A 26,369-nucleotide genomic window follows, 5' to 3' on the forward strand; every position below is an offset into this window, starting at 1 on the left:
TTTGCAGTAAAATGTGTGGAAAGGGGAACGCAGCATGCTAACGGGTACACATGTTGCCTTCATTGGCGGTGATGCTCGCCAACTGGAAGTAATCAAGCGCTGCATACAGTTGGACGCTACAGTCACGCTCATTGGCTTTGACAACTTGGAGAGTATCTTCACGGGGGCAACGAAAAAACCATTATCATGCGACGTGTTAAAAGACGTTGATGCACTCGTTCTACCCATCGTAGGCACCGATGATCAAGGCTTTGTCGAGAGCATCTTTTGTTCGAACCCTCTGCAGTTTGAAGAGGAACATGCCGCTGCCTTACCGCGGAAATGCGTGGTTTATACGGGAATGGCCAAACCATACTTGAAAACCCTTCTAGCCCAGCACAAGCTGTCTTTGGTGGAGCTGCTGGATCGTGACGATGTAGCCATCTACAACTCGATTCCGACTGTGGAAGGAGCATTGATGGTTGCCATTCAAAACACGGATATCACGATTCATGGTTCCCAGGTGATTGTGCTTGGATTGGGACGGGTAGGTATGTCGTTGGCGCGCAGTCTGCATGCACTTGGAGCACGCGTTCGAGTGGGAGCCCAACGTCCGGAACACATAGCTCGCATCTATGAAATGGGGATTACTCCCTTTACGCTTGAAGAGTTGAAGCAGCAGGTAACCAATGCTGACATTATTTTCAACACGATTCCGCATCTTTTGTTAACAGCAGAAGTCATTGCACAAATGCCCCAGTCTACACTAATTATTGATCTCGCCTCGAGACCAGGAGGAACGGATTTCCGCTTTGCGGAAAGAAGAGGCATCAAAGCCTTGCTTGCTCCTAGTCTCCCTGGAATTGTTGCCCCTAAAACAGCCGGACAGATTCTCGCTAATACACTGTCCCGTTTGATTGCGGAACAAATCAAGGACCGAGGTGAGACATCATGAGTGACTTGAAAGGAAAAACCATTGGATGGGGATTGAGCGGCTCGCATTGTACCTTTGAAGAAACGATGCCGCAAATTCAACGGGTGGTGGACGCAGGAGCCCGAGTTATCCCTGTAGTGAGTCATACCGTCATGACGACAGATACACGCTTTGGGACGTCGGCCAACTGGCAGCAGCAGCTGAAAGACATCACTGGTGAGAAGATCATTTCGACGATTCCCGAAGCAGAACCGCTTGGACCGTCCAAGCTGTTTGACGTGATGGTGATCGCACCTTGCACCGGGAATACCACCAGCCGTCTGGCGAATGCCATTACCGATAGTGCGGTGTTGATGGCAGCAAAAGCGACGATGCGCAATTTACATCCGATTGTGATCGCGATTTCAACCAATGACGGACTCGGACTAAATTTTGCCAATGTAGCAAAACTGCTCAACACCAAAAATGTTTTCTTTGTGCCGTTCGGGCAAGATGCACCAGAGAAGAAACCGAATTCACTGGTTGCTCGAATGGATTTGATCAAAGAAACTTGTGAAGCTGCTTTGGATGGCAAGCAATTGCAGCCATTGCTCATAGAAAGATTTTTGTACTGAAGTTTGATCACGCCAAAGAATATCCGGCTGTAACGAGGAGAAAGGATGGAGAAACAGATGACGTACAATGTTGCCGTAGTTGGTGCGACCGGAGCTGTCGGCCAGCAAATCATTTCTTTGCTTGAGGAGCGTAATTTTCCGATTAAGGAGCTGAAGCTGCTTGCTTCAGCGCGCTCGGCAGGCAAGACGGTACCGTTCAAAGGAAAAGAGGTTGTAATTGAGGAAGCCAAGCCGGAGAGCTTTGAAGGTGTAGATTTTGCGCTGTTTAGCGCAGGCGGGGCCATCAGTAAAGTATTGGCGCCAGAAGCTGCCCGTCGCGGAGCAGTCGTCATCGACAACACCAGTGCATTCCGCATGGATCCGGAAGTTCCGCTTGTGGTACCAGAGGTAAACATGCACGCAGCTCATAAGCACAACGGGATCATTGCAAATCCAAACTGCTCCACCATTCAAATGGTTGCCGCGTTAAAGCCTTTATACGACCGTTATGGAATCGATCGGATCATCGTTTCCACTTATCAAGCAGTATCAGGAGCGGGCGCTTCCGCGATCAATGAGCTTCTCACCCAATCCCGTGAAGTGCTGGACGGAAAAGAAGCAACCGCAAATATTCTTCCTGTATCCAAGCTGCCTGTTCACCACCAAATTGCTTTTAATGCGATTCCGCAAATCGATGTATTTACGGAAAATGGCTTTACTTACGAAGAGATGAAAATGGTGAATGAGACCAAGAAAATCATGGAAGATGATAACATTCTCGTCTCTGCGACTTGCGTACGCATTCCGGTTGTATATGGACACAGTGAGGCTGTCTATGTAGAACTGAAAGAGGATTACGATTTGGCAGAGGTCAAAGCATTGCTGGCAGAAGCCCCAGGTGTAGTCCTCCAAGATGATCCGGAGGCCCAAGTATATCCGTTGGCTACTGATGCGACAGGGAAGCTGGATGTATTTGTCGGGCGTGTAAGACGAGACCTGCATCATCCGCGTGGCCTGCATCTGTGGATTGTTTCTGACAACCTCTTGAAAGGTGCTGCTTGGAACACGGTGCAAATTGCCGAGGAATTGGTAAAAGCTAATAAGTAGGAGAGAGGACAGTTGAGAATTCTCGTCCAAAAATTTGGTGGTTCCTCCCTGACAACGGCAGATTGTCGGGAGAGGGCCATCGCACATGTTGAACGGGCGCTTGCAGAAGGCTATGCGCTCGTTGTCGTTGTGTCTGCCATGGGTCGCAAGGGGGATCCCTATGCGACAGATACGTTGCTTCAGTTGATACGGGAGAACGGGAATCATTTGCCAACTAGAGAAACAGACTTGTTACTGCATACGGGAGAAATTATTTCTGCTTCGGTTATGTGCAGCCTATTGAATGACCGTGGCATTCAAACCACGGTGCTGACGGGCGGTCAGGCGAATATCATCACCTCTGACGATTTTTCCAATGCGCAGATCCTATCGATCGATCCGAAACGAATCAAGAAAGAGCTTGAAGCGGGTCGAGTCGTGATAGTGCCAGGTTTTCAGGGGAGAACGGCGGATTGGGAAGTCACTACGCTGGGGCGAGGTGGTAGCGATACGACAGCCACAGCATTGGGTGTAGCGCTTCAGGCAGAAATGGTGGATATTTTCACGGATGTCAATGGGATTATGACGGCAGATCCGCGAATCGTAGAAGAAGCTCAGCCACTGGATGCAGTCACCTACACGGAAATTTGCAATATGGCTCATCTAGGAGCAAAAGTGATTCATCCGCGTGCTGTGGAAATCGCGATGCAGACTCATGTGCCCATTCGGGTTCGTTCTACATTTACCGATGACCCGGGTACATTAGTCACAACCATGCATGAGATTGGTCGTATCAGCGGGCCGGTTCGAGACCGCACCGTGATGGGGATCGCCCATGTTCCGAATATCACCCAGATCAAAGTGTTCGCCAAGGAAGGGCAGTATGATACGCAGCTGCAAGTATTTAAGGCGATGGCAAAGCACAATATTTCGGTAGACTTTATTAACGTAAATCCGCTTGGTGTAGCCTATACGGTACATGATCAGATGGCAGAGAAAGCTGCTGGCATTTTGCGAGAACTCGGGTATGAGCCGCAAATGATGCCTCACTGCGCAAAAGTATCCGTCGTTGGAGCAGGGATGGCTGGAGTGCCTGGTGTGATGGCCCACATCGTGGAAGCCTTGACGAACCAGGATATTCAGATCCTGCAATCGGCAGACTCCCATACCACGATATGGGTATTGGTGCATGAGGAAGATATGGTGAAAGCCGTGCGTGCCTTGCATCGCCAGTTTCAGCTTCATTTGGATCGTTCGTAAACAGCGTTCGCATCAGGTGTGGGAGACAAGAAGAAAGGATTGATTGTTTGTGGCGCACTTTGGTCGCTTAGTTACCGCCATGGTCACACCATTTGATGACCAACTTCAGATTGATTACAACAAAACAGAGCGTTTAATTGACCATCTTCTCGCAACGGGAACAGAAACGCTGGTGGTAAGCGGGACAACCGGCGAATCACCAACTCTCTCTTCCACCGAGAAGCTGCAATTATTCCGCCATGTGGTGGCCTACAGTAAAGGTAGATGCAAGGTGGTAGCGGGTACAGGCAGCAACAATACAGCGTCTTCCATTGAATTTACTCAGGCTGCTGCGGAAACCGGCGTCGACGCGGTCATGCTGGTAACCCCTTACTACAGCCGACCTTCGCAGGAAGGCCTCTACCAACATTTCAAGGCGGTGGCGGAGTCGACCAAGCTGCCCGTGATGCTGTACAATGTGCCAGGGCGGACGGCGGTCAATATGACAGCAGAGACCACTTTGCGATTGGCGCAGCTGCCGAATGTCGTCTGTGTGAAGGAAGCATCGGGGAACCTTTCTCAGATGGCTCAAATTATCGAACACGCTCCAGCGGGATTCGAGCTGTACAGCGGGGACGATAGTCTGACGTTGCCGACCCTGTCTATCGGTGGCGTGGGGATCGTCAGTGTAGCCAGCCATGTGGCAGGAAAAGAGATGCAGGAAATGATGGAAGCATTTTTCGGGGGAAATCTCGCAAAAGCTGCTTCCCTACATCGCAAGCTTCTGCCGATATTCGAAGGGTTGTTTGCCTATCCAAGCCCAGGTCCGACAAAGGCAGCTTTGGAAAAGCTCGGGATAGAAGTTGGCGGTGTGCGTTTGCCGCTGGTTGAATTAAATGAAGAAGAGCGGGCGTTTGTTCACTCTTTGCTTTAAGAAACAGGAAGTAAGCCTTTATTTGGTTCTCCCTAGGGAGATGCCAGATAAAGGCTTTCTTTATTTTATGGGAGAGGCATATGGAATAGACCTTGGGTTTTGTTACTTGTGTTTGCCTTTTTCTTTCGGGTATAATAAAGCTAAGTGATTTGGGGCGGTTGAAAGAGTGTACACAACTAAATATAGGAGGTTCAACATTGTCTAAGTCTCAACAACGTGTTCTCATTTTCGCACTGGGCGGAGTCGGCGAAATTGGGAAGAATATGTACGTAATCCAGTCCGATGACGATATTGTCGTCGTTGATGCTGGACTCAAATTTCCGGAAGAGGAAATGCTTGGAATCGACATGGTCATTCCAGACATTACTTATCTGGAAGAGAATCGCGATAAAGTGCGCGGCATTATTATCACACATGGACATGAGGATCACATCGGTGGTTTAAGCTATGTCCTGAAACATCTCAACGTACCCGTATACGCAACCAAACTCACCCTAGGATTAATTGAAGCAAAGTTAAAAGAAGCGGGTATACTAAACGAAACGAAACGTCATCTCATTACCAATCGTTCGGAAATCCAGCTTGGGTCAATAAAAGCAAGCTTTTTCCATGTGAATCACAGTATTCCAGACAGTGTGGGGATTTGTTTCGAAACTCCGGAGGGATACATTGTTCACACTGGTGACTTTAAGTTTGACCAAACACCGGTAAGTGGTCAAGCAGCAGATATTGCCAAGATGGCTGAAATTGGTGAACGTGGAGTGCTTTGTCTCCTCTCAGATAGTACGAATGCGGAGCGTCCAGGCTTTACTGGATCAGAACGTTCCGTGGGAGAAGCGATTAAAGAGGCATTTCGCAAAGCAGATGGCCGAATTATCGTATCAACATTTGCTTCTAATATTCACCGCATTCAGCAGGTGTTAGATGCAGCGGTTCTGAACAACCGGAAAGTAGCGATAGCAGGGCGGAGCATGGTCAATGTGATCAATATCAGTCTTGAGTTAGGCTATTTGCATGCACCTGAAGGATTGTTTGTGGAAGCAGATGAGATTAACAAGCTCCCAGCAGAGCAGGTGGTTGTTATCTCTACCGGAAGCCAGGGAGAGCCGATGTCCGCTCTTACCCGTATGGCCCGATCCGCCCATCGGAAATTCGAAATCCTTCCGGGAGATACGGTGATCATTGCCGCAACACCTATCCCAGGCAATGAAAAATATGTAGCACGTACGATAGACCAGCTTTATCGTGCGGGCGCAGAAGTGATTTATGGTGGACATGGCCCTAATGGCACCGTTCACGTATCAGGACATGGAAGCCAGGAAGAGCTCCGCCTCATGCTCAACCTGATCCGTCCGAAATATTTCATACCGATCCACGGTGAGTATCGCATGCTGAGGATGCACGCCATCCTGGCAGAGCAAGTTGGCGTCCCCCCAGAGAATATCTTCCTGCTCGATAATGGAGATACGGTTGAGATTTCTGGTGGAAAGGCACGCTTTGGCCCAAAAGTCCCTTCCGGCAATGTATTGATTGACGGATTGGGCGTAGGGGATGTAGGCAATATCGTTCTACGCGACCGCAAATTATTATCACAAGACGGCATACTGGTAGTTGTCGTTACACTCAGCAAACAAAATGGTACGATTCTGTCTGGTCCAGATATTATCTCACGTGGATTTGTCTATGTTCGCGAGTCAGAGACCCTACTGGAAGAAGCAAATCGTATTGTCACCCAAACACTTGAGAAATGCATGGAAGAAAACGTAAATGAATGGTCTTCATTGAAGAACAATGTGAAAGACGCGCTTGGTCGTTTTCTGTACGATCAAACAAAACGTCGTCCGATGATCTTGCCGATTATCATGGAAGTGTAATTGGATTGCGGAAAACAGGAGCCAAACCCCTTTGATCTATCTTATTGGGGGGTAAGGCTCCTTTTCGATTTCAATATTCATTTGAACACCGCTTTTACTGGACGAAAGACATTCACAGTTGTTGTGAACGATCATGAAACAGCAGAAAATGATGTTGATAAAAAAAGTCCCATAACCAATGGTTATGGGAAGTGGGTTTAGGGGTAGTGCTTGAACTGATTCTTCTATTATAGGCGGGATTATAGAGCGAAACATTAGGATCTATCAGGGTTTTCGGCCAAATAAAAGAAAGACAACCATCTGCGAAATTGGCTGTCTCTGCATTCCCAAGAACAACAACTAGAAATGTTGCATATTATTTTCTTCGGCAGTTAAGTTTTCACAATGAATAGGGAACTATTGGAATGAATCCAATGATGACGTTTGTAACCTAGGAACATTGTAATTAATTTGCTTGTTTTACTATCAATTTTTCAGAGTTCTTCAATCTGCTTAAGTAATCAAATCAATCGTATCTATTACTAATGCAACCAAGTATGCACCCAGTAATGAAGTGATTAGTGAAGGAAGCAAGTAACGCTGTGGTTTATGAACGATACAATAAATCGTATAGATAAAACTCCAAGTAAACAGACCTCCCATGCATGCAACGAAGAACAACATGTTACTCATCCCTTCGGAAAAATTGAAATTGCCCAAATTATACCATGCTTGTAAGTGTCATGATATTTGCCACAATGAAAAATCGGGGAAAAATTGATACGGACTGTCCCGAAAAAAAACGGAAGCAGCAGCTTCGAGGATAACGACAGAATCCTCCCCCAACATTTTTCACAACGTTACCAAGAGTGTACAAACTGACGCCCATACAAGCAGTCCTCCCCCAACATAAAATGAGGTACAAAAGTTTGAAAAAGTTTCAGTCAACGAGAGAGGTTGGGGGATGGATGTGACCAAGACGCTTGCGCGGAGAAAACCGATAATTGCGATTACCGGTAGTGCTGGTAAAACGACAACAAAGGAAATGATTGCCTCGATTCTCAGTAGAAGATGCCGGATAGTCAAGACACGCGGAAGTTTTAACTTTGTGAAACATACCCGTAGCTACGCAAAACAATTAACAAAGGCGCATGGCGCTGCGGTGTTGGAATATGCAATGACTCGTTCTGGACACATTCGACGTCATTGTCAGATCCTCAGGCCAAATTATGGCGTGGTAACCAATGTAGGAACAGCCCATATCGGGAACTTTGGTGGAAGAATTACCGGGATTGCCCGAGCAAAATCGGAACTGATCCGACATATGAGGCAGAGCGGCAAGCTGTTTCTCAATGCGGACGATCCCAATTCCAGACTGCTAACGACCAAGTATTTTCGCGGACGCATCTTTACGGTTGGGATAATCAAGCCTGCAGATTACAGGGCCTCCAATATCCGCTATTTGCAGAACGGCATCTCGTTTCAGACAACTTTGAAAGGTCATAAGCATACTTTTTTTATTCCGGAATTGGGGAAGCACAACATTTACAATGCGTTATTTGCCATCGCAGTCTGTCATCAATTGAAGTTCAGTCCAGAGCTTATCCGGGCAGGTCTCAAATCGTATCGAAAGCCGAAGAGCAGATTATCGGTTTACCGTTTGCGTGGTGGTGTTCGACTCTTGGACGACACATACAGCGCCAATCCACAAGCAATGAAAGCAGCCATCGACGTCCTTTCGAGGCTGGGAAATGGAACCAAGATAGCAGTGCTCGGCAGTATGCTGGAAATGGGCAAGCATACGGTAAGTGCTCATGGACAGGTTGGAAACTATTTGGCGCGGAAAAAAATACAGTATCTTTACACATATGGTAAACTTGGCCGTTTAATAGGGTCAGCAGCAGTTAAATCCGGTTTTCCGTTGGGAAGAGTGAGGCATGTTCCTACGAAAACGTTGATGATTCGCAAGTTGAGACCCCATCTCAGATCAGGTGCAACCATTCTGGTTAAGGGATCAAACAAATTGCAAATGTATGAAATCATTCGCGGTCTAAAGAGAGTTCGGAGGAAGCGATAGGGCTGGGTTTGAGGCGAATTTTTATGAACCAGAGATGATACGCCAGGAAAAAAGAACCGTTCAGCACCTTTTCTTTTCATCGCATGCCCCCGGAATACTGTAAATATTGTTATCATTAGGTATATCAAAAGAGGAAGCAGGGGGAGGAGAGCCGATGAAAGTACTTGAAACCGAGCGTCTGATTCTGCGGCATCAATCGATGGAGGACGCTGCTTTTATCTTGGAGCTATTGAATGACCCTTCCTGGATCAGGTACATCGGTGATCGTGGGGTGAGAACTCTCGATGATGCCAGGAGCTATATTTTGAATGTTTCACAAGACATGTACGCCCGCCTTGGATACGGATTTTATTTGACTGAAATGAAAGATGGTGGAATTCCAATCGGTATTTGCGGATTGGTTAAAAGAGAATCGCTGGATGACGTCGATGTGGGGTTTGCTTTCCTGCCGAATTACTGGGGGAACGGCTATGCCTTTGAGGCTGCTTCCGCAGTGATGAAATATGCGACAAGCGTCTTGGGTTTCAAACGAATAGCAGCAATTACCACTGAAGATAACCAAGCATCGGCCAAGTTGCTGCAAAAGCTTGGAATGGAATATGAAGGTATGATTCGGCTGAGCGATGCGGAAAAAGAATTGCGTCTATTTGCGATTAACGTTTCGTATGGGGAAAATGGATCGGCAGGATAGAAAAAAGGAGTTGCTTATCGAAAAAATCGGTAAACAACTCCTTTTCGATGTGATTGAAAAATTAACTGCTAAAAAAGCTAAAGCTGGAATGCTTTTTCTTGTAATGCGAATTCCCGTAGTACGAATGGCCTTGACCATGGCCGTGCGATTGGGGAGGGTGTTTTCGGTGATGCAAGTCACTGCTGCTGTATTTCCGATAAGGATGGTGCGAGGAACTTTGGCCCAACAGACTTTTCAGCAACTTCTTAAGCAATAGAACCACTCCTTCGACTGAAGCTTCTCCTTATCTTACGAATCACATCAGAAACGGTTTCAGATCTCTTACTTTGAAAAATCAAAGTCCATTACCTTTTTGCCGATGACATGATCGAGTGGAATGAATCCAATATCCCGGCTGTCCTTGCTATTATTACGGTTATCTCCCATGACGAACACGCTGTTTTCCGGTACGATCCACTTTTTCTCGGAGACAAAAGCCATGGTCTCTTTAATATATGGTTCGTCCAAAGCTACGCCGTTACGAATGACTTGATTGTTTTTGAATTCCAGGACATCGCCTGGTCTCCCGATGACACGCTTCACATAAAACATATGCCCGCTTTCATCGGAAGCGAAGAGACTGATAAATGGTGTCTCCGTCAGATCATCCTTGAAAGTACGTTTACGTTCTACCCGGCTGTCGATAATGACGATATCCCCATAGTCCGGCAGAGTCGAGAACGTGTGGTTAAGCTTCGAGACGTAAATTCTTTCTTGATCGTGAAGGGTAGGATCCATGGAATGGCCTTCCACTTTAAATGGTTGAAATACAAAAATGGTGATCACCATCGCGACTACCAGTGAAAATCCGAGAGCTTTTGTCCAATCCCATATTTCTTTCCATTTCATTCATTTCAACCGCCTTTCAGTATCTGCGAAGAAATCGCTGCTATTCTTTATCGTGGCACATATTGAAAGTCGCCAGATGTTGCCAGCCTTCATTAAAAAAGAATTCTCATTTCAAGAATTCCTATGAAGTTATACGTGTAAGCATGTGAAAAAGTTTCAGGGACTGACTTCCACATCGTTCGCCCTTCTTGGTGCATCATTCTTCCTTCCCCTATCCATACTAAAGGAGGAAAGTTGAAGGAGGGTGTCATATGCCTGTAGATCAAGATTCTAATCAACGTAAAAAATTGACAGGAGATTCCAATCAAGAACAGCAACCCGCGGTAACGGAAGAACCGATGCCAGATGATGCGAAAAAAAGAGTGCTTGATACGATCACACAGCTGGGACAAACCAATGTGCCACAATTGGAAAGCAATATTTACTGCCTATCCATTATAGGGCAAGTGGAAGGGCATATCCAACTTCCTCCGCAAAATAAAACGACAAAATATGAACATCTCATTCCACAGCTGGTCGCAGCAGAACAAAATAGCAAGATTGAGGGAGTCTTGGTGCTGCTGAATACGGTAGGGGGAGATGTTGAAGCAGGGCTGGCGATTGCGGAGATGGTAGCCTCTCTGACAAAACCGGTGGTGACATTGGTGCTCGGCGGGGGACATAGCATAGGCGTCCCCATCGCAGTCTCGGGTGATTATTCCTTCATCGCTGAGACAGCCACCATGACCATCCATCCGATTCGTTTGACCGGCCTGGTGATCGGTGTACCGCAAACCTTTGAATACCTCGATAAAATGCAAGACCGCGTCGTCCATTTCATTGCGAGACATTCCAAGATCACCGAAGAGCAGTTCAAGGATTTGATGCTGCGTACCGGAGAATTGACGCGTGACATCGGGACCAATGTCATTGGGGCCGATGCCGTCAAATATGGGCTGATTGATGAAGTAGGCGGCCTTGGAAAAGCGTTGAAAAAGCTAAATGAACTCATTGAAAAGGCGCGGAATGAAGAGAGGATCGTCCAATGATCATGTATACCACGATGCCGCTGGAATTGGTGTTTGAAAACATGGACCAGACAGAGAAGCAAAGCATCAGGGAGATTAGCATGGGGGCTGGTGTGACCATGCTCGTGGAGCCGATCAGTTCTTCCGAAGGGAAAATCGTACGACTTATTTCTCCCAATCCCCAGGACTATTTGAATCCACGGTATGCACCAGGTCAAACCATTTCCTTTCAGCCGGAATTCAACTAGCGAATTATCCCTGTATTTCTCCCATTTTCCTGTGGTATACTTGATAGTAGACGCAGCCGGTAGTTTACGGCTGCCTTTTCATTACCGCATGAGAGGAGGCATGCCCATGGGAAGAAAAAAAGCAAGCTCGGCATGGACCTCGGTAGCAAAGCTAGAGTTGACTGGTCTTGTCATTATCGTGCTATCTTTAATCGGGTTACTGGAGAGCGGCTGGCTGGGGAAAAATGTACTATCCTTCACATTTCGCTTCCTGGCTGGTTCCTATGATTTTGTGTTACCGCTTCTATTCATTTGTTTTTCCGTGTACACGATGTTTACCAGAAAGCCTTTCCGGTTGAGTCCGCAAGTATTTGGCTGCTTTCTGTTATTTGTAGCCACACTCATCTGGGCGCATTTGCAATTTTATGGAGAGATTACTGCTAAAGGCAGATTCCCGGATCAAAGCATTATCCGCGTGACGTGGGACCATCTATGGCTCGATCATCAACAAAAAGTTTCCACCACAAACGTAGCGGGCGGAATGGTAGGGGCTTTCTTTTTTGCGATCAGCAATAGTTTGTTCGGTACGATCGGCACAGGCTTGATTATCGGGCTCTTGTATCTCGTAGGTTTGATGTTTCTCTTGAATCTCTCTTATGTGGAGATCCTCTTGTTCATCAAAAACAAATTTCAATTTGCTTACGAGCGCGGCAAGGAATCGGTAAAAGACTCCTTACAGCTTCTTCAGGAAGAAAAGGAAAAGAAAAAGGCGGAGGCTGAAAAACGCAAGGAGGAAGAAAAAGCAGCGAAAAATAATCCTCCGATGGGTAACAGGCCGGATGCTCCTGACACAGGAATCACGATGGAAATGGAACCGGAAGAACAACCGATCGTAGCTCCGGTGATCAGAGATTTTGCCGAGCGGCTGATCGAAGAAGAATCGAATGAACCGGCATCCAATCCAGGGAAAAATCGGGCAGCAACCGAGATAACGTTTGCGCTTGAAGGCGACGAGCTGATTTTCGGAACCCTCGAAAGCGACGATATTTCTCCGATGCCCTATGAAATTCCAAGCTTACATATGCTGTCCCGACCAAAGTCGTTCAGCAGCGGTAAAGAAATCGATCATACCACAAACGCGACCAAGCTGGTGCAAACCTTAAAGAGCTTTGGAGTAAGCGCCATTGTCTCCGAGGTGCATCGGGGACCGGCTGTGACGCGTTATGAGATACAACCGGCAACAGGGGTAAAAGTCAGCCGTATCGTCAGTTTGACCGATGACTTGGCGCTCGCCTTGGCTGCGAAGGATATCCGGATCGAAGCGCCTATACCAGGGAAGTCCGCGATCGGAATCGAGGTGCCGAATGCAGAGGTGGCCATGGTTTCCTTGCGAGAAGTATTGGAAGCGGGGCCATACCAGGATGCTTCAGCCAAGCTGACGGTGGCACTCGGGCGGGACATTTCGGGGGAACCGATTGTCGCAGATTTGACGAAAATGCCTCACTTATTGGTGGCAGGTGCGACAGGAAGCGGAAAATCGGTTTGTATCAACGGATTGATCATGAGCATATTGTTTAAAGCCCGCCCAGATGAGGTCAAACTGATGATGGTAGACCCAAAGATGGTCGAGCTGAATGTGTATAACGGAATTCCGCACCTGCTGGCTCCCGTGGTAACCGATCCTCGCCGGGCTTCGGTTGCATTGAAAAAAGTCGTGGCGGAGATGGAGCGGCGATACAACCTGTTTGCCAAATCAGGCGCCCGCAACATCGAGATGTATAACCAACAGGTTGCAGCAGCTGGCGACGGCAGCATGAAAGCGGCAAAGCTTCCGTATATCGTGGTGATTGTGGACGAGTTGGCCGACCTGATGATGGTTGCTCCCGGTGAAGTGGAGGATGCGATTTGCCGACTTGCGCAAATGGCGCGTGCAGCAGGGATCCATTTGATTATCGCGACACAGCGTCCTTCGGTGGATGTCATTACAGGGGTTATCAAAGCCAATATCCCATCCCGTATCGCATTTGGTGTATCATCGATGGCGGATTCACGCACCATTTTGGATATGGGCGGAGCGGAAAAGCTGCTTGGCAGAGGGGATATGCTCTTTTTGCCGATGGGCGCTTCCAAGCCAACCCGCGTCCAAGGCGCTTTTGTGTCCGATAGTGAGGTGGAGGAGGTGGTTCGATTCGTGAAGGAGCAGCAAGAGGCTACCTACAGCGAAGAGATGATACCGGAAGAAGTGACGGAAGAACCTCCACAGGCGGTCGATGATGAACTGTACGACCAAGCATTGCAGATTGTAGCGGAGGCGCAGACAGCATCTGCCTCCTTGCTGCAGCGAAGACTTCGCGTCGGCTACACGCGGGCGGCCAGACTGATTGACATGATGGAATCACAAGGGGTGGTAGGACCTTACGAGGGCAGTAAACCTCGAGAGGTGCGAGTTCCTCGTCCTTCCGTAGAATCCAACATTTCATGACATTTTTCGACGCAGCAGGCATGGGGAAATGGTAGCATGGAAATTTCGCTTGCATGAATCTAACGGCATAGGTTAAAATTTCTACGGACTCATGGAAATTGTGGTAAGATGTTCATACGGCAAACAATGGTTGGATTCCAACAACTTCTGATCGGAATTTGTCGATGGGTGCACTTTCTTGCCTGCAATTTCGGTTCATAATCTAAAAAATGGGGGTAACATGCATGAAAAAGGTTTTCTCAGTCTTATCCGTTGCGGCCCTTAGCCTCTCCCTCGTACTTACGGGATGCGGAAGCAAGGCTCCTGAGCAAGGACAAGGCGGACAAGCCAACGCTGGCGGCGGACAAGCAGCAGCACCTACCGCTAAAATTGGTATGGTTACTGACGTTGGTGGTGTGAACGATAACTCGTTTAACCAAAGCGCTTGGGAAGGTTTGCAAAAGCTGCAAAAAGATACCGGCCTTCCTGAGGACAATGTAAAGTACCTACAATCTACTGGTGACGCGGACTATATCCCGAACCTGACTCAATTCGTAAAAGACGGTTGGGATCTGACATGGGGTATTGGTTTCTTGATGGGTGACCACGTGAAAAAGGTTGCTGAAGAAAACCCTGATGCGAAATTGGCGATTATCGACTCCGTCGTAGAAGCTCCAAACGTAGCTTCTGTTTTGTTCAAAGAGAATGAAGGCGCATTCCTGGTCGGGGTAGTTGCTGGATCCATGACCAAGACGAACAAAATCGGCTTTGTTGGCGGTATCGATATCCCTGTTATCAAACGTTTTGAAGCAGGATTCACAGCCGGTGTGAAAGCTGTAAAACCAGATGCTCAAGTAATGATCGTTTACACTGGTGCGTTCGACAAGCCTGACCTCGGTAAGTCCACTGCATCCCAAATGTACGGCAGCGGCGCTGATATCGTGTTCCACGCAGCTGGTTCCACTGGTGATGGCGTATTTAACGAAGCAAAAGACCGTAAGTCCAAAGGTGAAAATGTTTGGGTAATCGGTGTTGACAAAGACCAATCTCTGACATTTGGTAAAGAAATCACCCTGACTTCCATGATGAAACGTGTTGACGAAGCGGTTGAGCGCGTTTCCAAAGATGTTATGGAAGGCAAATGGGATTCCATCAAAGGGAAAACCATCAACCTGGGCCTTGCTGAAAACGGTGTAGGTCTGCCAGAAACATCCAAAGACACAGTTCCAGAAGATGTACTGAAAGTTGTTGAAGATTACAAGCAAAAAATTATCAAAGGCGAAATCAAAGTACCTGAAGAACCTACGAAATAAGAGTAGCCAAGTGGTAAAAGAACAAGGCTAGCAACTGGTCTAGCCTTGTTCTTTCCTTCTATTTACGTCTCACCGCAGCTTCTTATTTCATCCATAAAACGGGGTGAACAGCGTGGAACAAGTAAAAACGGTAGTTGAAATGCGCGGCATCACGAAACGATTTCCAGGGATCGTCGCAAACGATAATATTAACTTGGTTGTAAAAAAAGGTGAAATACATGCGCTTTTAGGAGAGAATGGTGCGGGGAAATCTACCCTGATGAACATTCTCTTTGGATTGTACCAGCCAGAAGAAGGCGAAATCCTGATCAATGAAAAAGTTGTCCAAATTACAAATCCGAACGTAGCCAATGACTTGGGTATCGGGATGGTTCATCAACATTTCATGTTGGTGGAACCGTTTACAGTGACAGAGAACATTATTCTCGGGAACGAGCCCAAGAAAGGGATGAAGATAGACATTGAAAGTGCCGCCAAAGAAGTGGCGGAACTGTCCAAACGATACAAATTAATGGTTGATCCCATGGCCAAGATCGAGGATATCTCGGTAGGGATGCAACAGCGCGTCGAGATCTTGAAAACCCTCTATCGCGGTGCAGACATACTGATCTTTGATGAACCAACCGCTGTTCTCACCCCCCAAGAAATTCATGAGTTGATCGAGATCTTGAAGAATCTGGTGAAGGAAGGCAAGACGATCATTTTGATCACGCACAAGCTGAAAGAAATTATGGCGGTTTGTGACAAGGTAACCATCATTCGACGCGGGAGGGTAATCGACTCTGTTACGGTCGCCGATACGAATCCGGATGATCTGGCTGCCAAAATGGTTGGCCGCGAAGTCAACTTTAAAGTCGACAAAACGCTAGCCACGCCAAAAGAAGCCATCTTATCGGTAGACAAAGTTACAGCGTTGGGGAACCGAGGGGTCAATGCCCTGAATCAAATTTCCTTTGATGTGCGTGCAGGTGAAATCCTTGGGATCGCAGGGGTAGATGGAAACGGTCAGAGTGAATTGATCGAAGCGTTGACAGGCTTGCGCAAGGTGCAGGAAGGAAAAATCCTGCTGAATGGCAAGGAAATCACCAACCATACCCCTCGTGTAATTTCTGAAAGCGGCCTCTCCCATATACCAGAGGACCGTCATAAGCGTGGACTTGTACTAGACTTTTCGATGAGTGAAAACATGGTGCTGGAAACGTATTTCTATCCGGAATTCAACAAGGGCGGATTTTTGAATTACGATGCGATTGACAAGCATGCAGCCAAGCTGATTGAAGAATTTGATGTGCGTACGCCAAGCATTCATACCCCGGCACGCGCACTTTCCGGTGGGAACCAGCAAAAGGCGATCATCGCCCGGGAAGTAAACAAAGATCCAGATCTGCTGATTGCAGCACAGCCAACCCGCGGTTTGGACGTTGGGGCGATCGAGTTCATTCACAGACGACTCATCGAACAGCGTGATAAGGGAAAAGCGGTCTTGCTTTTGTCCCTAGAGTTGGATGAGATCATGAACGTATCGGACCGCATTGCAGTCATTTATGAAGGACAAATTGTAGGGATTGTTGATCCGAAACAGACAACCGAACAAGAGTTAGGGTTGATGATGTCAGGTGGTAAAACAATCCAAGGAGGTGGAAACGGGTGAATAGCAAAATCAGAAATATCTTCTTAGCGGATTCGACTCTTGTCCCGTTAGCCGCAATCCTGCTTGGCTTGATTACCGGTGCCATCTTTATGCTGGCAGGTGGCTTTGACCCAATCAAGGCGTATGGTTCGCTGTTGGATAAAGTGTTTGGAACCTCTTACGGTTTTGGTGAGACCATTCGCCAAATCACTCCGCTGATCTTTACAGGTCTATCCGTTGCATTTGCGTTCCGTACCGGCCTGTTTAACATTGGGGCGGAAGGGCAATTTATTATGGGGATGCTCGCCTCTGCTTATGTGGGGATCAGCTTTGATCTGCCATTTATCATCCATGCTCCCCTCGCCATTATCATCGGGGCATTGGCAGGTGGGCTTTGGGGCGCGATCGCTGGTTACTTGAAAGCGGCACGCGGCGTCAATGAAGTAATCACTACGATCATGTTGAACTGGACAGCTCTTTATTTCGCCAATTTTATTTTGAATGCGTTCCTGGTTCCCCAAGGTAAACAAAACTCGGAGCCAGTGAAAGAATCAGCCATCATTACGATCGGCTGGCTCTCTGATATGTTTGATAATGCCCGCTTGCACTGGGGTACATTACTCGCACTTATTGCAGCAGTTGTCTTCTATATCCTGCTGTGGAAAACCAAAACGGGCTTTGAGCTTCGTGCAGTAGGGTTAAACCCACACGCATCCGAATATGCTGGGATGAACGTAAATAAGAACGTGATGAATGCCATGTTTATCGGTGGTTTGTTTGCCGGTATTGGCGGCGCCTGCGAGACGCTCGGGGTATTCCATTATATGTCCATCATGTCCGCGATGCCGGGATATGGGATGGATGGTATCGCCGTCGCGCTTATCGGTGGAAATACGCCAATCGGAGTTGTACTTGGAGCCATTCTCTTCGGGATCTTATCCTTCGGTGCTTCCGGGATGAAATTTGGAGCGGGTGTGCCAGTAGAACTGATCCGCGTTGTAATCGCGTCCGTTATTTTCTTCGTTGCAGCGCATGGGATCGTCCGTTATTTCATTAAACCTCTACTAGCAAGACAGAAGGAGGAGAGCTAATGGACTGGGTTGTAACTGGCAGTAACCTGATACATGACACCATCGTATTCTCGACAGCGCTCATCTTTGCGGCTCTCGGCGGTATGTATTCCGAGCGATCCGGTGTGACGAATATCGCATTGGAAGGGATGATGATCATCGGGGCATTCTCCGGTGCGGTCGTAACCTTTTTCATGCAGGATGTCACACCAATGGCTCCTTGGATTGGACTCATCGCAGCTATTATATTGGGGGCAGTTATTTCTCTGCCGCATGCGGTCGCTTCCATTACGTTTAAAGCTGACCAAGTCGTTAGCGGTACAGCCCTTAATTTCTTGGCTGCAGGTTTGGCGGTTTACCTGACAAAGGTTATCTTTAACGGTGCTGGTCAAACAACAACACTCACTTCGGTATTTGGTAAATGGCATATTCCGGTTTTGGGCGACATTCCGTTTTTCGGACATGCCATTTTCGAAGCCTATCCGACTAGCTATCTTGCGTTTATCGCGGTGGCGGTCTCCTGGTATGTATTATTCCGTACGCCATTTGGTTTGCGTCTGCGCGCGGTGGGTGAACATCCGCGTGCTGCTGATACCGTTGGGATTAATGTCAAACGCATGAGATATACCGCTGTTATGATCAGTGGTGCATTGGCTGCGATGGGCGGAGCGACGATCGCTCTGACCACGACAAGCAACTTTTCGCATAACACCGTTTCCGGTCAAGGATTTATCGCTCTGGCGGCCTTGATCTTCGGGAAATGGAATCCACTCGGTTTGACAGGTGCTGCACTGTTTTTCGGGATTGCCCAAGCGGTGAAAACCTTGGTGCAGATTCTAGGGCTCACTGCTTATGTTCCGATTGAGTTTATTTACATGCTGCCGTACGTATTGACGGTACTTGTACTTGCCGGCTTTGTCGGAAAGTCCAGCGCACCAGCTGCGTTAGGGAAAGCATACGATACTGGCTCTCGATAAGAGGGTGGAAAAAGACTGGTCAATGATTGACTAGTCTTTTTTTTGCTTGCCTCCCAATATTTTACCAACCATTGTCTTCTCTTCTTATGAGATAATGTTCGTTGTCCAAAAGAGGGAGGGATGAATATGGCGAAACGCCAAATGCGTGCAAGCCTTCGTCTGCAAACGGTACTGGGAGCCATTGCGCTTATGGCAGGGATCTTTATGTTTTCCCCAACAGCCACCACATCCGCTGCTTCCCCGGGTCCAACGATTTCGCTAATGATTGATGGAAAAGGCATTGAGACGGAAGTGACCCCGCGTATTGTGCAGCGCCGAATGTTGGTTCCGCTGCGCGCGGTTGCAGAGAATACAGGAGTTGACGTTGAATACGCAGCTTCGACGGGACGTGTAACACTGAAAACGCCGATTCACAGCACCGCGGTTTTTGTGGGAAAAAAAACAGCCTATAAAGATGGGAAAACCTTTGCATTGGATGCTGCGCCTGTCATCGTTCAAGGACGTACGTTGGTGCCCATACGGTTTGTGAGCGAAGCGCTTGGATATCAGGTGACATGGGATGCGCAAGCAGGGGTTGCCAGTGTCCACACGCAGCAAATAGAGCTGGTAACAGAAGACGATGATCTCTACAAAGACAATCCTTATGTCGTAAAAGCGGGAGATTCATTGTCTACGATTGCAAAAAATCATGATACAACCGTTTCGGATATAAAGGATAACAACACATTGAAATCTCAGCAGCTCTACGTCGGCCAGATGATTTACCTGCCGGAAGATGCTGATGATTCGAAAAATCCGTTAACAAAATTCGTTTCTGAAAAACGTTTGCTTGCAGATGAAAATCAATTTCCCATTAGCCAGGAGAATGAAAAGTCTCCCTTGCTTGACACATATGGAGATGGTCGTACTTGGGGGGCAGATGCCGCCGGTAGGAATCATGAGGGAATTGATATCATGGCAGATAAAGGTACGCCGGTCTACGCATCTTCCAGCGGGACAATCAATCGGATTGGCTGGAATACGTATGGCGGATGGCGCATCAATATCACAGATGCCTCGGGGAAATACAAACTGTATTATGCGCACTTGGATGCATATGCTCCCGGACTAAAATACGGCACAAAGGTAAAGGCGGGACAATTAATTGGATTTGTGGGTGACTCTGGCTATGGTTCACGCGGCACAGAGGGAAAATTTGCCCCACATCTGCACTTTGGGCTGTATCAAGCATCCAATGATCGCCCGCTTAATCCGTTTTATTATCTGAAGTACTGGGAACTGAATAATCGCCCTGTGTAAGTGAGAGAATAAAGGAAAAACCTTGGGGGAATCACTTATGTGGAATTGTCCGTATTGCGGTGGAAGCCAAGGACAGCCTTTTCAAGATAATCAGCTGCAGGGCATTCTCTGCTTGGATCCCCAATGCGGGAGATTCGATGTGCAGGATGATCAGGCTGAAAGATTCTCTGACCCTCACGAAAGCGATTTTTAGATAATGAACGATGAAAAGGAGCGACAGGGCTCCTTTTTTTATTTGTTCGATACTTTTCTTTACATAAATGCAAACCGTATTCGTCCAGTTTCTTCAGTGTCGTAAGATTTTAGTTGTCCTGTGGCACAATGTTCCACGCACTTTATTTGTTGTCAAACCAGATCACGGTTAGGTACGATGAGGGAAATCCTTCAAGAATCCCCGCGTAGGATGGAAAACAAGAAGAGCTTTGCTGAAACCAGCTGACATTGGTTACAATAGAAGGTACGTAGTACAAAAAGAAGGGAGATATGGTATGGCAGCCCTAACCAAAGAGATTGCGTTTGAAACCACTCCGTTGAATGGATTGCATTTACATACGATGAAAACGGACCAGTTCAAAACGACTACCATGGTGGTCGTGATTGAACAAGCTCTGTCAGAAGCATATGTGACGAAAACAGCGCTTTTGGCTTCCGTATTGAAAAGAGCAACAGCTCGATTTCCGGATACACGGCTTTTGCGGGAACATCTCGACTTTTTGTATGGGGCCATTTTCGATGTGGATGTGGCGAAAAAAGGGGAAAGACAAATCCTGCAGCTGTACATGGAAGTTTCTAATGAAAAGTTCTTGTCCGATCAAACGCAGCTTTTGGAGCAAGCCATCCAATTTGTAGGGGATGTGCTGACGAGACCATACCTGGAAAACGGCTCCTTTGCCGATAAATATGTGACGGCTGAGAAGGAGTCGCTGCGCAAACGCATCGAGAGCCTCATCGACGATAAAATGAAATATGCCAATCAGCGGGTAACCGAAGAGATGTGCAAAGGCGAGCCTTTCGCGTTGATGGCAAGCGGTCGTGCTGAAGACTTGCCTGGCATTGACGGTAAATCGCTCTACGCGTACTACCAGGAGCTGATAGCGAAAAATCCAATCGATGTGTTTGTCGTAGGGGATATCGATCCAGCCCAGGTGACCCAGTACATCCAAAAACACATTGCATTGTCTCGTACGGAAGGCAAAAGGATTGCCGTGGGTACCCAGACAAAAGCGGTCACAGCACCAAAAGAAGTGGTGGAACGTCTGGAAGTGAGTCAGGCGAAATTAAACATTGGCTGCCGCACCAACATTTCGTACCAGGATGACGATTACCCGGCGCTCATTGTATGTAACGGTGTCTTGGGAGGATTCCCTCACTCCAAATTATTTGTTAATGTAAGGGAAAAAGCAAGTCTTGCCTATTATGCGGTATCCCGCTTGGAGAGTCATAAAGGAATATTGATGATGATGTCTGGGATCGATGAAAAGAACTATGAAAAGGCAGTGTCGATCATAAAGGAACAGGTTGAGCTTGTACGCAAAGGAGAAGTCTCGCAGCAAGAGCTAGCGCAAACAAAAGCGACCATTTCTAACCAATACCGTGAACTATTAGATAGTCCAAGACTCATGATCGACTTTACGTATAATGGTGTCATCAGCGGTCGTAAGCGTCAATTGGAAGAGCTTTTGGAACAGATCAATGCAGTGACGGTGGAAGACATCAAGCGCGCGGCGGGCAAGCTTGCGTTGGATACCATCTACCTGCTTCGTGGAAAGGGGGAGGCTTAAAGATGCAAGCAACAACGTTTGATCAAGTACAGGAAACCCTCTATCAGGAAAAGTTGGCGAATGGATTGACCGTGTACCTGGTGCCGAAGCGCGGATTCAGCAAAACGTACGCTGTTTTCACCACCAAATATGGGTCTGTCGATAGTCATTTCAAGACGAATAAAGGGGAGGAAATTCACGTTCCGGACGGGATAGCCCACTTTTTGGAGCATAAAATGTTTGAGAAAAAAGATCGCGATGTATTTAAAGAGTTCAGTGAATACGGTGCATCCTACAATGCGTTCACCTCTTTCACCAGAACCGCCTATCTGTTCTCCTGCACCGATAATCTGGACAAAAATCTGAATCTGCTGCTGGACTTTGTTCAGGAGCCGTATTTCAGCGATCAAAGCGTGGAAAAGGAAAAAGGCATTATTGGTCAGGAAATTACCATGTACGACGATAATCCGGATTGGAAAGTCTACATGAATTTGTTGAAGGCGATGTACAAGGAGTATCCGATCAACATTGAAATTGCCGGAACGATCGAATCGATTTCGCATATCACCAAAGAAACGCTGTATCAATGCTATGAGACTTTTTACCATCCGGCGAATATGGTACTGCTGGTGGTAGGCTCGTTTGAACCGGAAGCCGTCATGAAGCTGGTCAGAGACAATCAAGCGAAGAAAACATTTCAGCCGGCACCGCAAATCGAACGGATTTTTCCGCAGGAGCCGACCGCTTTGGCTCAGCAAAAAGTGGAGCATCACTTGCCGGTAGGATTGCCCAAAATCCTGATTGGCTTTAAAGAAGCGAAGACAGGTTTGACTGGCGAAGCGTTGCTCAGACGCGAATTTACGACCAAGCTTCTCCTTGATATTTTATTCGGGTCCAGCTCGCCGCTGTATCAAAAACTTTATGACAGCGGATTGATTACGGATAGCTTTGATTTCGATTATTCCAATGAAAAAGAGTTTGGTTATTCCATTCTCGGCGGGGATTCCCCCGAACCGGAGAAGCTGGTGGAGTCGATTCAGCAAGCCCTCACCGAATACGGGTCCCGTGGGATAGATCAAGATGCCTTCGAACGTAGCAAGCGCAAAAAAATTGGTCATTTCCTGCGTGCGCTCAATTCGGTTGAGTTCATCGCCAATCAATTCACCAGCTATGCATTTCAAGGGACAGACTTATTCACCGTATTGCCGGTGTTAGAATCGATCACACGTGAAGAGGTAGAAATGCGGATGAAAGAACATTTCCGTACGGAGCAAATGGCCGTATCCATTGTTCGTTCTGCATCAAGTCAGGAGTAGAAAAAATATGGGAAGAGAAACGCCGTGGGCTTTCATCAGCGGAGCTTCGGGGGAAATCGGCCAGGCAATTGCACTGGCACTGGCCGACCAGGGAGTTCCGCTTTTTTTACATTACCATCAATCCGGTCATAAGCTTGAACCGGTGCTGCAATATTGTCGGGAGCGTTCTGTACCTGCTTATCCGATACAAGCAGATTTGCGAGACCTCACCCAGATTCAAACGATCTTTGATATGCTCCCGGTAAAGCCGCTGCTGTTGGTGAATAACAGCTCTGTTGATCATGTGGGATTGTTTACGGATATTACACCTGAGCAGTTTGAAGAGCTGGTGAATATTAACGTGCGATCTGCCTTTTTTCTGACGCAGGCGGCGGTAAAGCCGATGATCCAACAGGGCTATGGCAGAATCGTCAATCTTTCCTCGATCTGGGGATTGACTGGCGGCTCCTGTGAGGTGCTGTATTCCCTGACAAAAGGAGCGATCAACAGCTTTACCAAGGCATTGGCAAAAGAGCTTGCACCCAGCGGCATTACGGTTAATGCGGTGGCGCCAGGTGCGGTAGAGGGCGGCATGATGCGTCGCTTCAGCCCGGAGGAAGTCGAGCAGATCTCGCAGGAAATACCGGTGGGTCGGATGGGCCTGAGTACGGAGGTTGCTTCACTGGTTAGCTATTTATTGTCTCCGCAATCGGGATATGTAACCGGGCAAATCATCAGTCCGAATGGCGGCTGGTACACCTAACGGACACATCTGGCATGAATAAAGCGCGACGTAACAAGGGATTCTACTCCTATACGGGCAAATGACCGCCCGTACCTGTAATTATTTTAAGGAGGGAATCCGAGTGTCCGTTCTTGACAACTTTGGCGATTGGAAAGAATTTCTTGGCGATCGTGTAAGTCAGGCAAAACAATCTGGGATGGAAAGCGAAACCATCACAAACGTTGCTTACCAAATCGGTGACTACTTGGCTCAAAAAGTGGATCCGAAAAATGACCAAGAGCGCTTGCTCAAGCAGCTTTGGGAAGCTGGCGATGAAGAGCAGCAGCGTGCCTTGGCTTCCTTGATGGTGAAGCTTGTCCAAAACAAGTAAACGGAAGCGAAGAGAAAATCCCCTGTATGAGGGGATTTTTGTTTGTCGAAACGTCTGAATTTGGTATACTGAAACTGATTGCATCGGACGTGGGGGGATAAGCATGGAAGCAAAACCAGTGAAAGAATGGTACATGGAATATGAGATCCACAAAAATCGCCCAGGCTTGCTAGGGGACATGGCATCCGTCTTGGGGATGATGAATATCAACATTGTAACCATTAATGGTGTGGACGATATTCGCCGTGGCATGCTTCTTACCACTGACGATGATGAAAAAATTGAAGGATTACGAAACATAATCCAAAAAGTGGACAACATAACCATAACAAGACTTCGTCCGCCTACCTTGCTGGACCGTCTGGCGGTGCGGCATGGTCGCTATATCGAGCGCGACAGCGAGGATAAAAAAACGTTTCGTTTCATTCGTGACGAACTCGGCTTGCTCGTAGATTTTATGGCGGAAATTCTCAAACGGGAAGGCCACCAAATGATCGGGATTCGCGGCATGCCCCGTGTAGGGAAGACGGAATCCATGATTGCTGCCAGTGTATCAGCGAACAAGCGATGGACTTTTGTTTCTTCTACCTTATTGCGGCAAACGATTCGCAGCTCGTTAGCCATTGATGAAATGACTCCCGATCATGTATATTTAATTGACGGGATTGTATCGACGATGCGGGCCACGGAAAAGCACCATACGTTGCTGCGTGAAATCATCCATTTCCCGGCAGCCAAAATCATCGAACACCCGGATATATTCGTCCGCGAATCGGAGTACGAGCTGTCCGATTTTACCTATATAATCGAACTTCGTCATCATCCAGATGAAGAAATTACATACGAAATCATCAATAACAGTCGAATGAATGATTTTGACATGACGTTAGGAGGGTAAGCCGTGTCTGAACTCGGCTTGGTACTGCAAAAAGCACGTGAAGAAAAAGGAATATCTCTAGATGACATACAGCGGATTACCAAGATCCAACGACGTTACCTGGAGGCGATCGAGAGGGGGCATTTCCACCTTCTTCCCGGTCATTTTTACGCGCGCGCTTTTATTAAAAGCTATGCGGAGGCAGTAGGGCTGGATCCAACATATGTGCTTGATCATTTTCAAACAGACCTCCCTGCGCAGCCTCCACAGGAGCAGTTGGAACGTCTGCGCAGGCGTAGAGCCGCTTCGGTGAATGAGCCGCTGCAAGCAGGGCGTTGGGTATCGAAAACGCTTCTGGTGCTTTTCGTCGTCCTGATATTTGGTGTGATCTACATGGCCTTCGTCAATAATCAAGGAGGGCTGGACGCCACCCCAGTACCGGGAAACAGCAGTCCGATACAGCCAGGCGTACAGACACAACCTGCACAACCGGGAACGGAAGCGGCAGTTCCGCCGCCTGCACAAGTCGTGCAGCCGCCGGCCCCGATCGTTACCGTGCCGGAACAGACGACAGTATCGCCTAACACAACCGTTACATTTGAGTCCCAACAGGGAAAAACCTACAACTTCATCGCTTCCCCTGCAGACAAGGTTACCTTGAAGGTGACAGCGAGCGACCGCTGTTGGTTTGAAGTGAGGGAATACCTCAAGAAGAAAACGACAGAGAGCGCAATGTTGAATAAAGGTGATGAAAAAGTTTTCGAACTCCCGAAAAACTTTACCCTGGTCGTAGGTGCTCCTACTGCGGTTCAAATCACCGTCAATGATGCGCCGATCGATATGTCAAAAGTGAAATTATTCCCGTCCATTCTGAACGTGAAAATGCAGGAATCCGCACAAACACAGCCTTAATGAAGAATTACGAAGAAGAAAACGGTTGGATTACGCCGTTTTCTTTTTCTTTTTTTATAAAAGCGGCTAGAGGCTTGATACTGCCAAGTTTTTTTGACACCCCCTACCCCATATATTATACTGTATAGGTGTAATCTGGGCTGGTGTGACCT

24 protein-coding genes are annotated in these 26,369 nt (G+C 47.6%); 23 read left to right on the forward strand and 1 reads right to left on the reverse strand.

The genetic code is table 11. The features are described 5' to 3' along the window. The first annotated feature begins 34 nt into the window (after window positions 1–34). The 9 genes from dpsA (at window position 35) to EIZ37_RS26760 (ending at window position 9,642) form a co-directional block, all read left to right on the forward strand. Window positions 35–934, forward strand: a complete 900-nt coding sequence (dpsA, locus tag EIZ37_RS18455; protein WP_134686252.1) for a dipicolinate synthase subunit DpsA — start codon at window positions 35–37, stop codon at window positions 932–934. Next, window positions 931–1,527 carry a dipicolinate synthase subunit B gene (locus EIZ37_RS18460; RefSeq protein ID WP_134686253.1) on the forward strand — a complete coding sequence of 199 codons (597 nt, stop codon included), beginning with the start codon at window positions 931–933 and terminating at the stop codon, window positions 1,525–1,527. The genes dpsA and EIZ37_RS18460 overlap by 4 nt, the downstream gene beginning before the upstream one ends. Window positions 1,528–1,572: 45 nt before the next feature. Continuing rightward, the gene (locus tag EIZ37_RS18465; RefSeq protein ID WP_134686254.1) at window positions 1,573–2,613 is read left to right on the forward strand and encodes an aspartate-semialdehyde dehydrogenase; all 1,041 of its coding nucleotides are present in this window, start codon (window positions 1,573–1,575) and stop codon (window positions 2,611–2,613) included. A gap of 12 nt (window positions 2,614–2,625) precedes the next feature. Next, complete coding sequence (dapG, locus tag EIZ37_RS18470) at window positions 2,626–3,852, forward strand: aspartate kinase (RefSeq protein WP_134686255.1); 1,227 nt, start codon at window positions 2,626–2,628, stop codon at window positions 3,850–3,852. A gap of 49 nt (window positions 3,853–3,901) precedes the next feature. Continuing rightward, window positions 3,902–4,765 (forward strand): 4-hydroxy-tetrahydrodipicolinate synthase, encoded by an 864-nt coding sequence (gene dapA / locus EIZ37_RS18475; protein WP_134686256.1) that lies wholly within the window; start codon window positions 3,902–3,904, stop codon window positions 4,763–4,765. Window positions 4,766–4,962: 197 nt separating this feature from the next. After that, window positions 4,963–6,639: a ribonuclease J gene (locus EIZ37_RS18480; protein ID WP_134686257.1), complete on the forward strand. Its 1,677-nt coding sequence runs from the start codon at window positions 4,963–4,965 to the stop codon at window positions 6,637–6,639. Window positions 6,640–7,582: 943 nt separating this feature from the next. Continuing rightward, complete coding sequence (locus tag EIZ37_RS18485) at window positions 7,583–8,695, forward strand: UDP-N-acetylmuramoyl-tripeptide--D-alanyl-D-alanine ligase (protein WP_134686258.1); 1,113 nt, start codon at window positions 7,583–7,585, stop codon at window positions 8,693–8,695. 154 nt (window positions 8,696–8,849) lie between these two features. Continuing rightward, a complete protein-coding gene (locus tag EIZ37_RS18490) occupies window positions 8,850–9,386 on the forward strand; it encodes a GNAT family N-acetyltransferase (protein WP_134686259.1) in 537 nt (178 codons plus the stop codon). Continuing rightward, entirely contained in the window at window positions 9,370–9,642 is a 273-nt protein-coding gene (locus EIZ37_RS26760; RefSeq protein ID WP_205683855.1) for a hypothetical protein, read from the forward strand. Before EIZ37_RS18490 ends, EIZ37_RS26760 begins: the two co-directional genes overlap by 17 nt. A 65-nt stretch (window positions 9,643–9,707) precedes the next feature. Here EIZ37_RS26760 and lepB read toward each other — a convergent pair whose 3' ends face one another. After that, window positions 9,708–10,274: a signal peptidase I gene (lepB, locus tag EIZ37_RS18500; RefSeq protein WP_134686261.1), complete on the reverse strand. Its 567-nt coding sequence runs from the start codon at window positions 10,272–10,274 to the stop codon at window positions 9,708–9,710. Between the two features lie 338 nt (window positions 10,275–10,612). Here lepB and EIZ37_RS18505 point away from each other — a divergent pair, with 338 nt between their 5' ends. From EIZ37_RS18505 to EIZ37_RS18570, 14 genes are all read left to right on the forward strand, one after another. After that, entirely contained in the window at window positions 10,613–11,302 is a 690-nt protein-coding gene (locus EIZ37_RS18505; RefSeq protein WP_134686284.1) for a ClpP family protease, read from the forward strand. Further along, window positions 11,299–11,529 carry a YlzJ-like family protein gene (locus EIZ37_RS18510; protein ID WP_134686262.1) on the forward strand — a complete coding sequence of 77 codons (231 nt, stop codon included), beginning with the start codon at window positions 11,299–11,301 and terminating at the stop codon, window positions 11,527–11,529. The genes EIZ37_RS18505 and EIZ37_RS18510 overlap by 4 nt, the downstream gene beginning before the upstream one ends. A 100-nt stretch (window positions 11,530–11,629) precedes the next feature. Beyond that, window positions 11,630–13,990, forward strand: coding sequence for an FtsK/SpoIIIE family DNA translocase (locus tag EIZ37_RS18515; RefSeq protein WP_134686263.1), 2,361 nt, complete (start codon window positions 11,630–11,632; stop codon window positions 13,988–13,990). Between the two features lie 224 nt (window positions 13,991–14,214). Then, window positions 14,215–15,282, forward strand: coding sequence for a BMP family ABC transporter substrate-binding protein (locus tag EIZ37_RS18520; protein ID WP_134686264.1), 1,068 nt, complete (start codon window positions 14,215–14,217; stop codon window positions 15,280–15,282). A 112-nt stretch (window positions 15,283–15,394) separates the two neighbouring features. Next, window positions 15,395–16,933 (forward strand): ABC transporter ATP-binding protein, encoded by a 1,539-nt coding sequence (locus EIZ37_RS18525; protein ID WP_134686265.1) that lies wholly within the window; start codon window positions 15,395–15,397, stop codon window positions 16,931–16,933. Beyond that, window positions 16,930–18,003, forward strand: coding sequence for an ABC transporter permease (locus EIZ37_RS18530; protein ID WP_235828096.1), 1,074 nt, complete (start codon window positions 16,930–16,932; stop codon window positions 18,001–18,003). Before EIZ37_RS18525 ends, EIZ37_RS18530 begins: the two co-directional genes overlap by 4 nt. Further along, complete coding sequence (locus EIZ37_RS18535) at window positions 18,003–18,959, forward strand: ABC transporter permease (protein WP_134686266.1); 957 nt, start codon at window positions 18,003–18,005, stop codon at window positions 18,957–18,959. The genes EIZ37_RS18530 and EIZ37_RS18535 overlap by 1 nt, the downstream gene beginning before the upstream one ends. 126 nt (window positions 18,960–19,085) lie before the next feature. Next, window positions 19,086–20,258 carry a stalk domain-containing protein gene (locus EIZ37_RS18540; RefSeq protein ID WP_235828097.1) on the forward strand — a complete coding sequence of 391 codons (1,173 nt, stop codon included), beginning with the start codon at window positions 19,086–19,088 and terminating at the stop codon, window positions 20,256–20,258. Between the two features lie 488 nt (window positions 20,259–20,746). Then, window positions 20,747–22,039 carry an EF-P 5-aminopentanol modification-associated protein YfmF gene (yfmF, locus tag EIZ37_RS18545; protein ID WP_134686268.1) on the forward strand — a complete coding sequence of 431 codons (1,293 nt, stop codon included), beginning with the start codon at window positions 20,747–20,749 and terminating at the stop codon, window positions 22,037–22,039. Window positions 22,040–22,041: 2 nt separating this feature from the next. After that, entirely contained in the window at window positions 22,042–23,334 is a 1,293-nt protein-coding gene (gene yfmH / locus EIZ37_RS18550) for an EF-P 5-aminopentanol modification-associated protein YfmH (RefSeq protein ID WP_134686269.1), read from the forward strand. Window positions 23,335–23,341: 7 nt separating this feature from the next. After that, window positions 23,342–24,076: an elongation factor P 5-aminopentanone reductase gene (gene ymfI, locus EIZ37_RS18555; protein ID WP_134686270.1), complete on the forward strand. Its 735-nt coding sequence runs from the start codon at window positions 23,342–23,344 to the stop codon at window positions 24,074–24,076. 103 nt (window positions 24,077–24,179) lie between these two features. Continuing rightward, window positions 24,180–24,428 carry a DUF3243 domain-containing protein gene (locus tag EIZ37_RS18560; RefSeq protein ID WP_134686271.1) on the forward strand — a complete coding sequence of 83 codons (249 nt, stop codon included), beginning with the start codon at window positions 24,180–24,182 and terminating at the stop codon, window positions 24,426–24,428. A 103-nt stretch (window positions 24,429–24,531) separates the two neighbouring features. Continuing rightward, window positions 24,532–25,326 (forward strand): DUF3388 domain-containing protein, encoded by a 795-nt coding sequence (locus EIZ37_RS18565; RefSeq protein WP_134686272.1) that lies wholly within the window; start codon window positions 24,532–24,534, stop codon window positions 25,324–25,326. 3 nt (window positions 25,327–25,329) lie between these two features. Beyond that, complete coding sequence (locus EIZ37_RS18570; protein WP_134686273.1) at window positions 25,330–26,217, forward strand: helix-turn-helix domain-containing protein; 888 nt, start codon at window positions 25,330–25,332, stop codon at window positions 26,215–26,217. The last annotated feature ends 152 nt before the right edge of the window (window positions 26,218–26,369 follow it).

It is taken from the genome of Brevibacillus migulae (assembly GCF_004521915.1).
Lineage (GTDB): Bacteria > Bacillota > Bacilli > Brevibacillales > Brevibacillaceae > Brevibacillus_F > Brevibacillus_F migulae.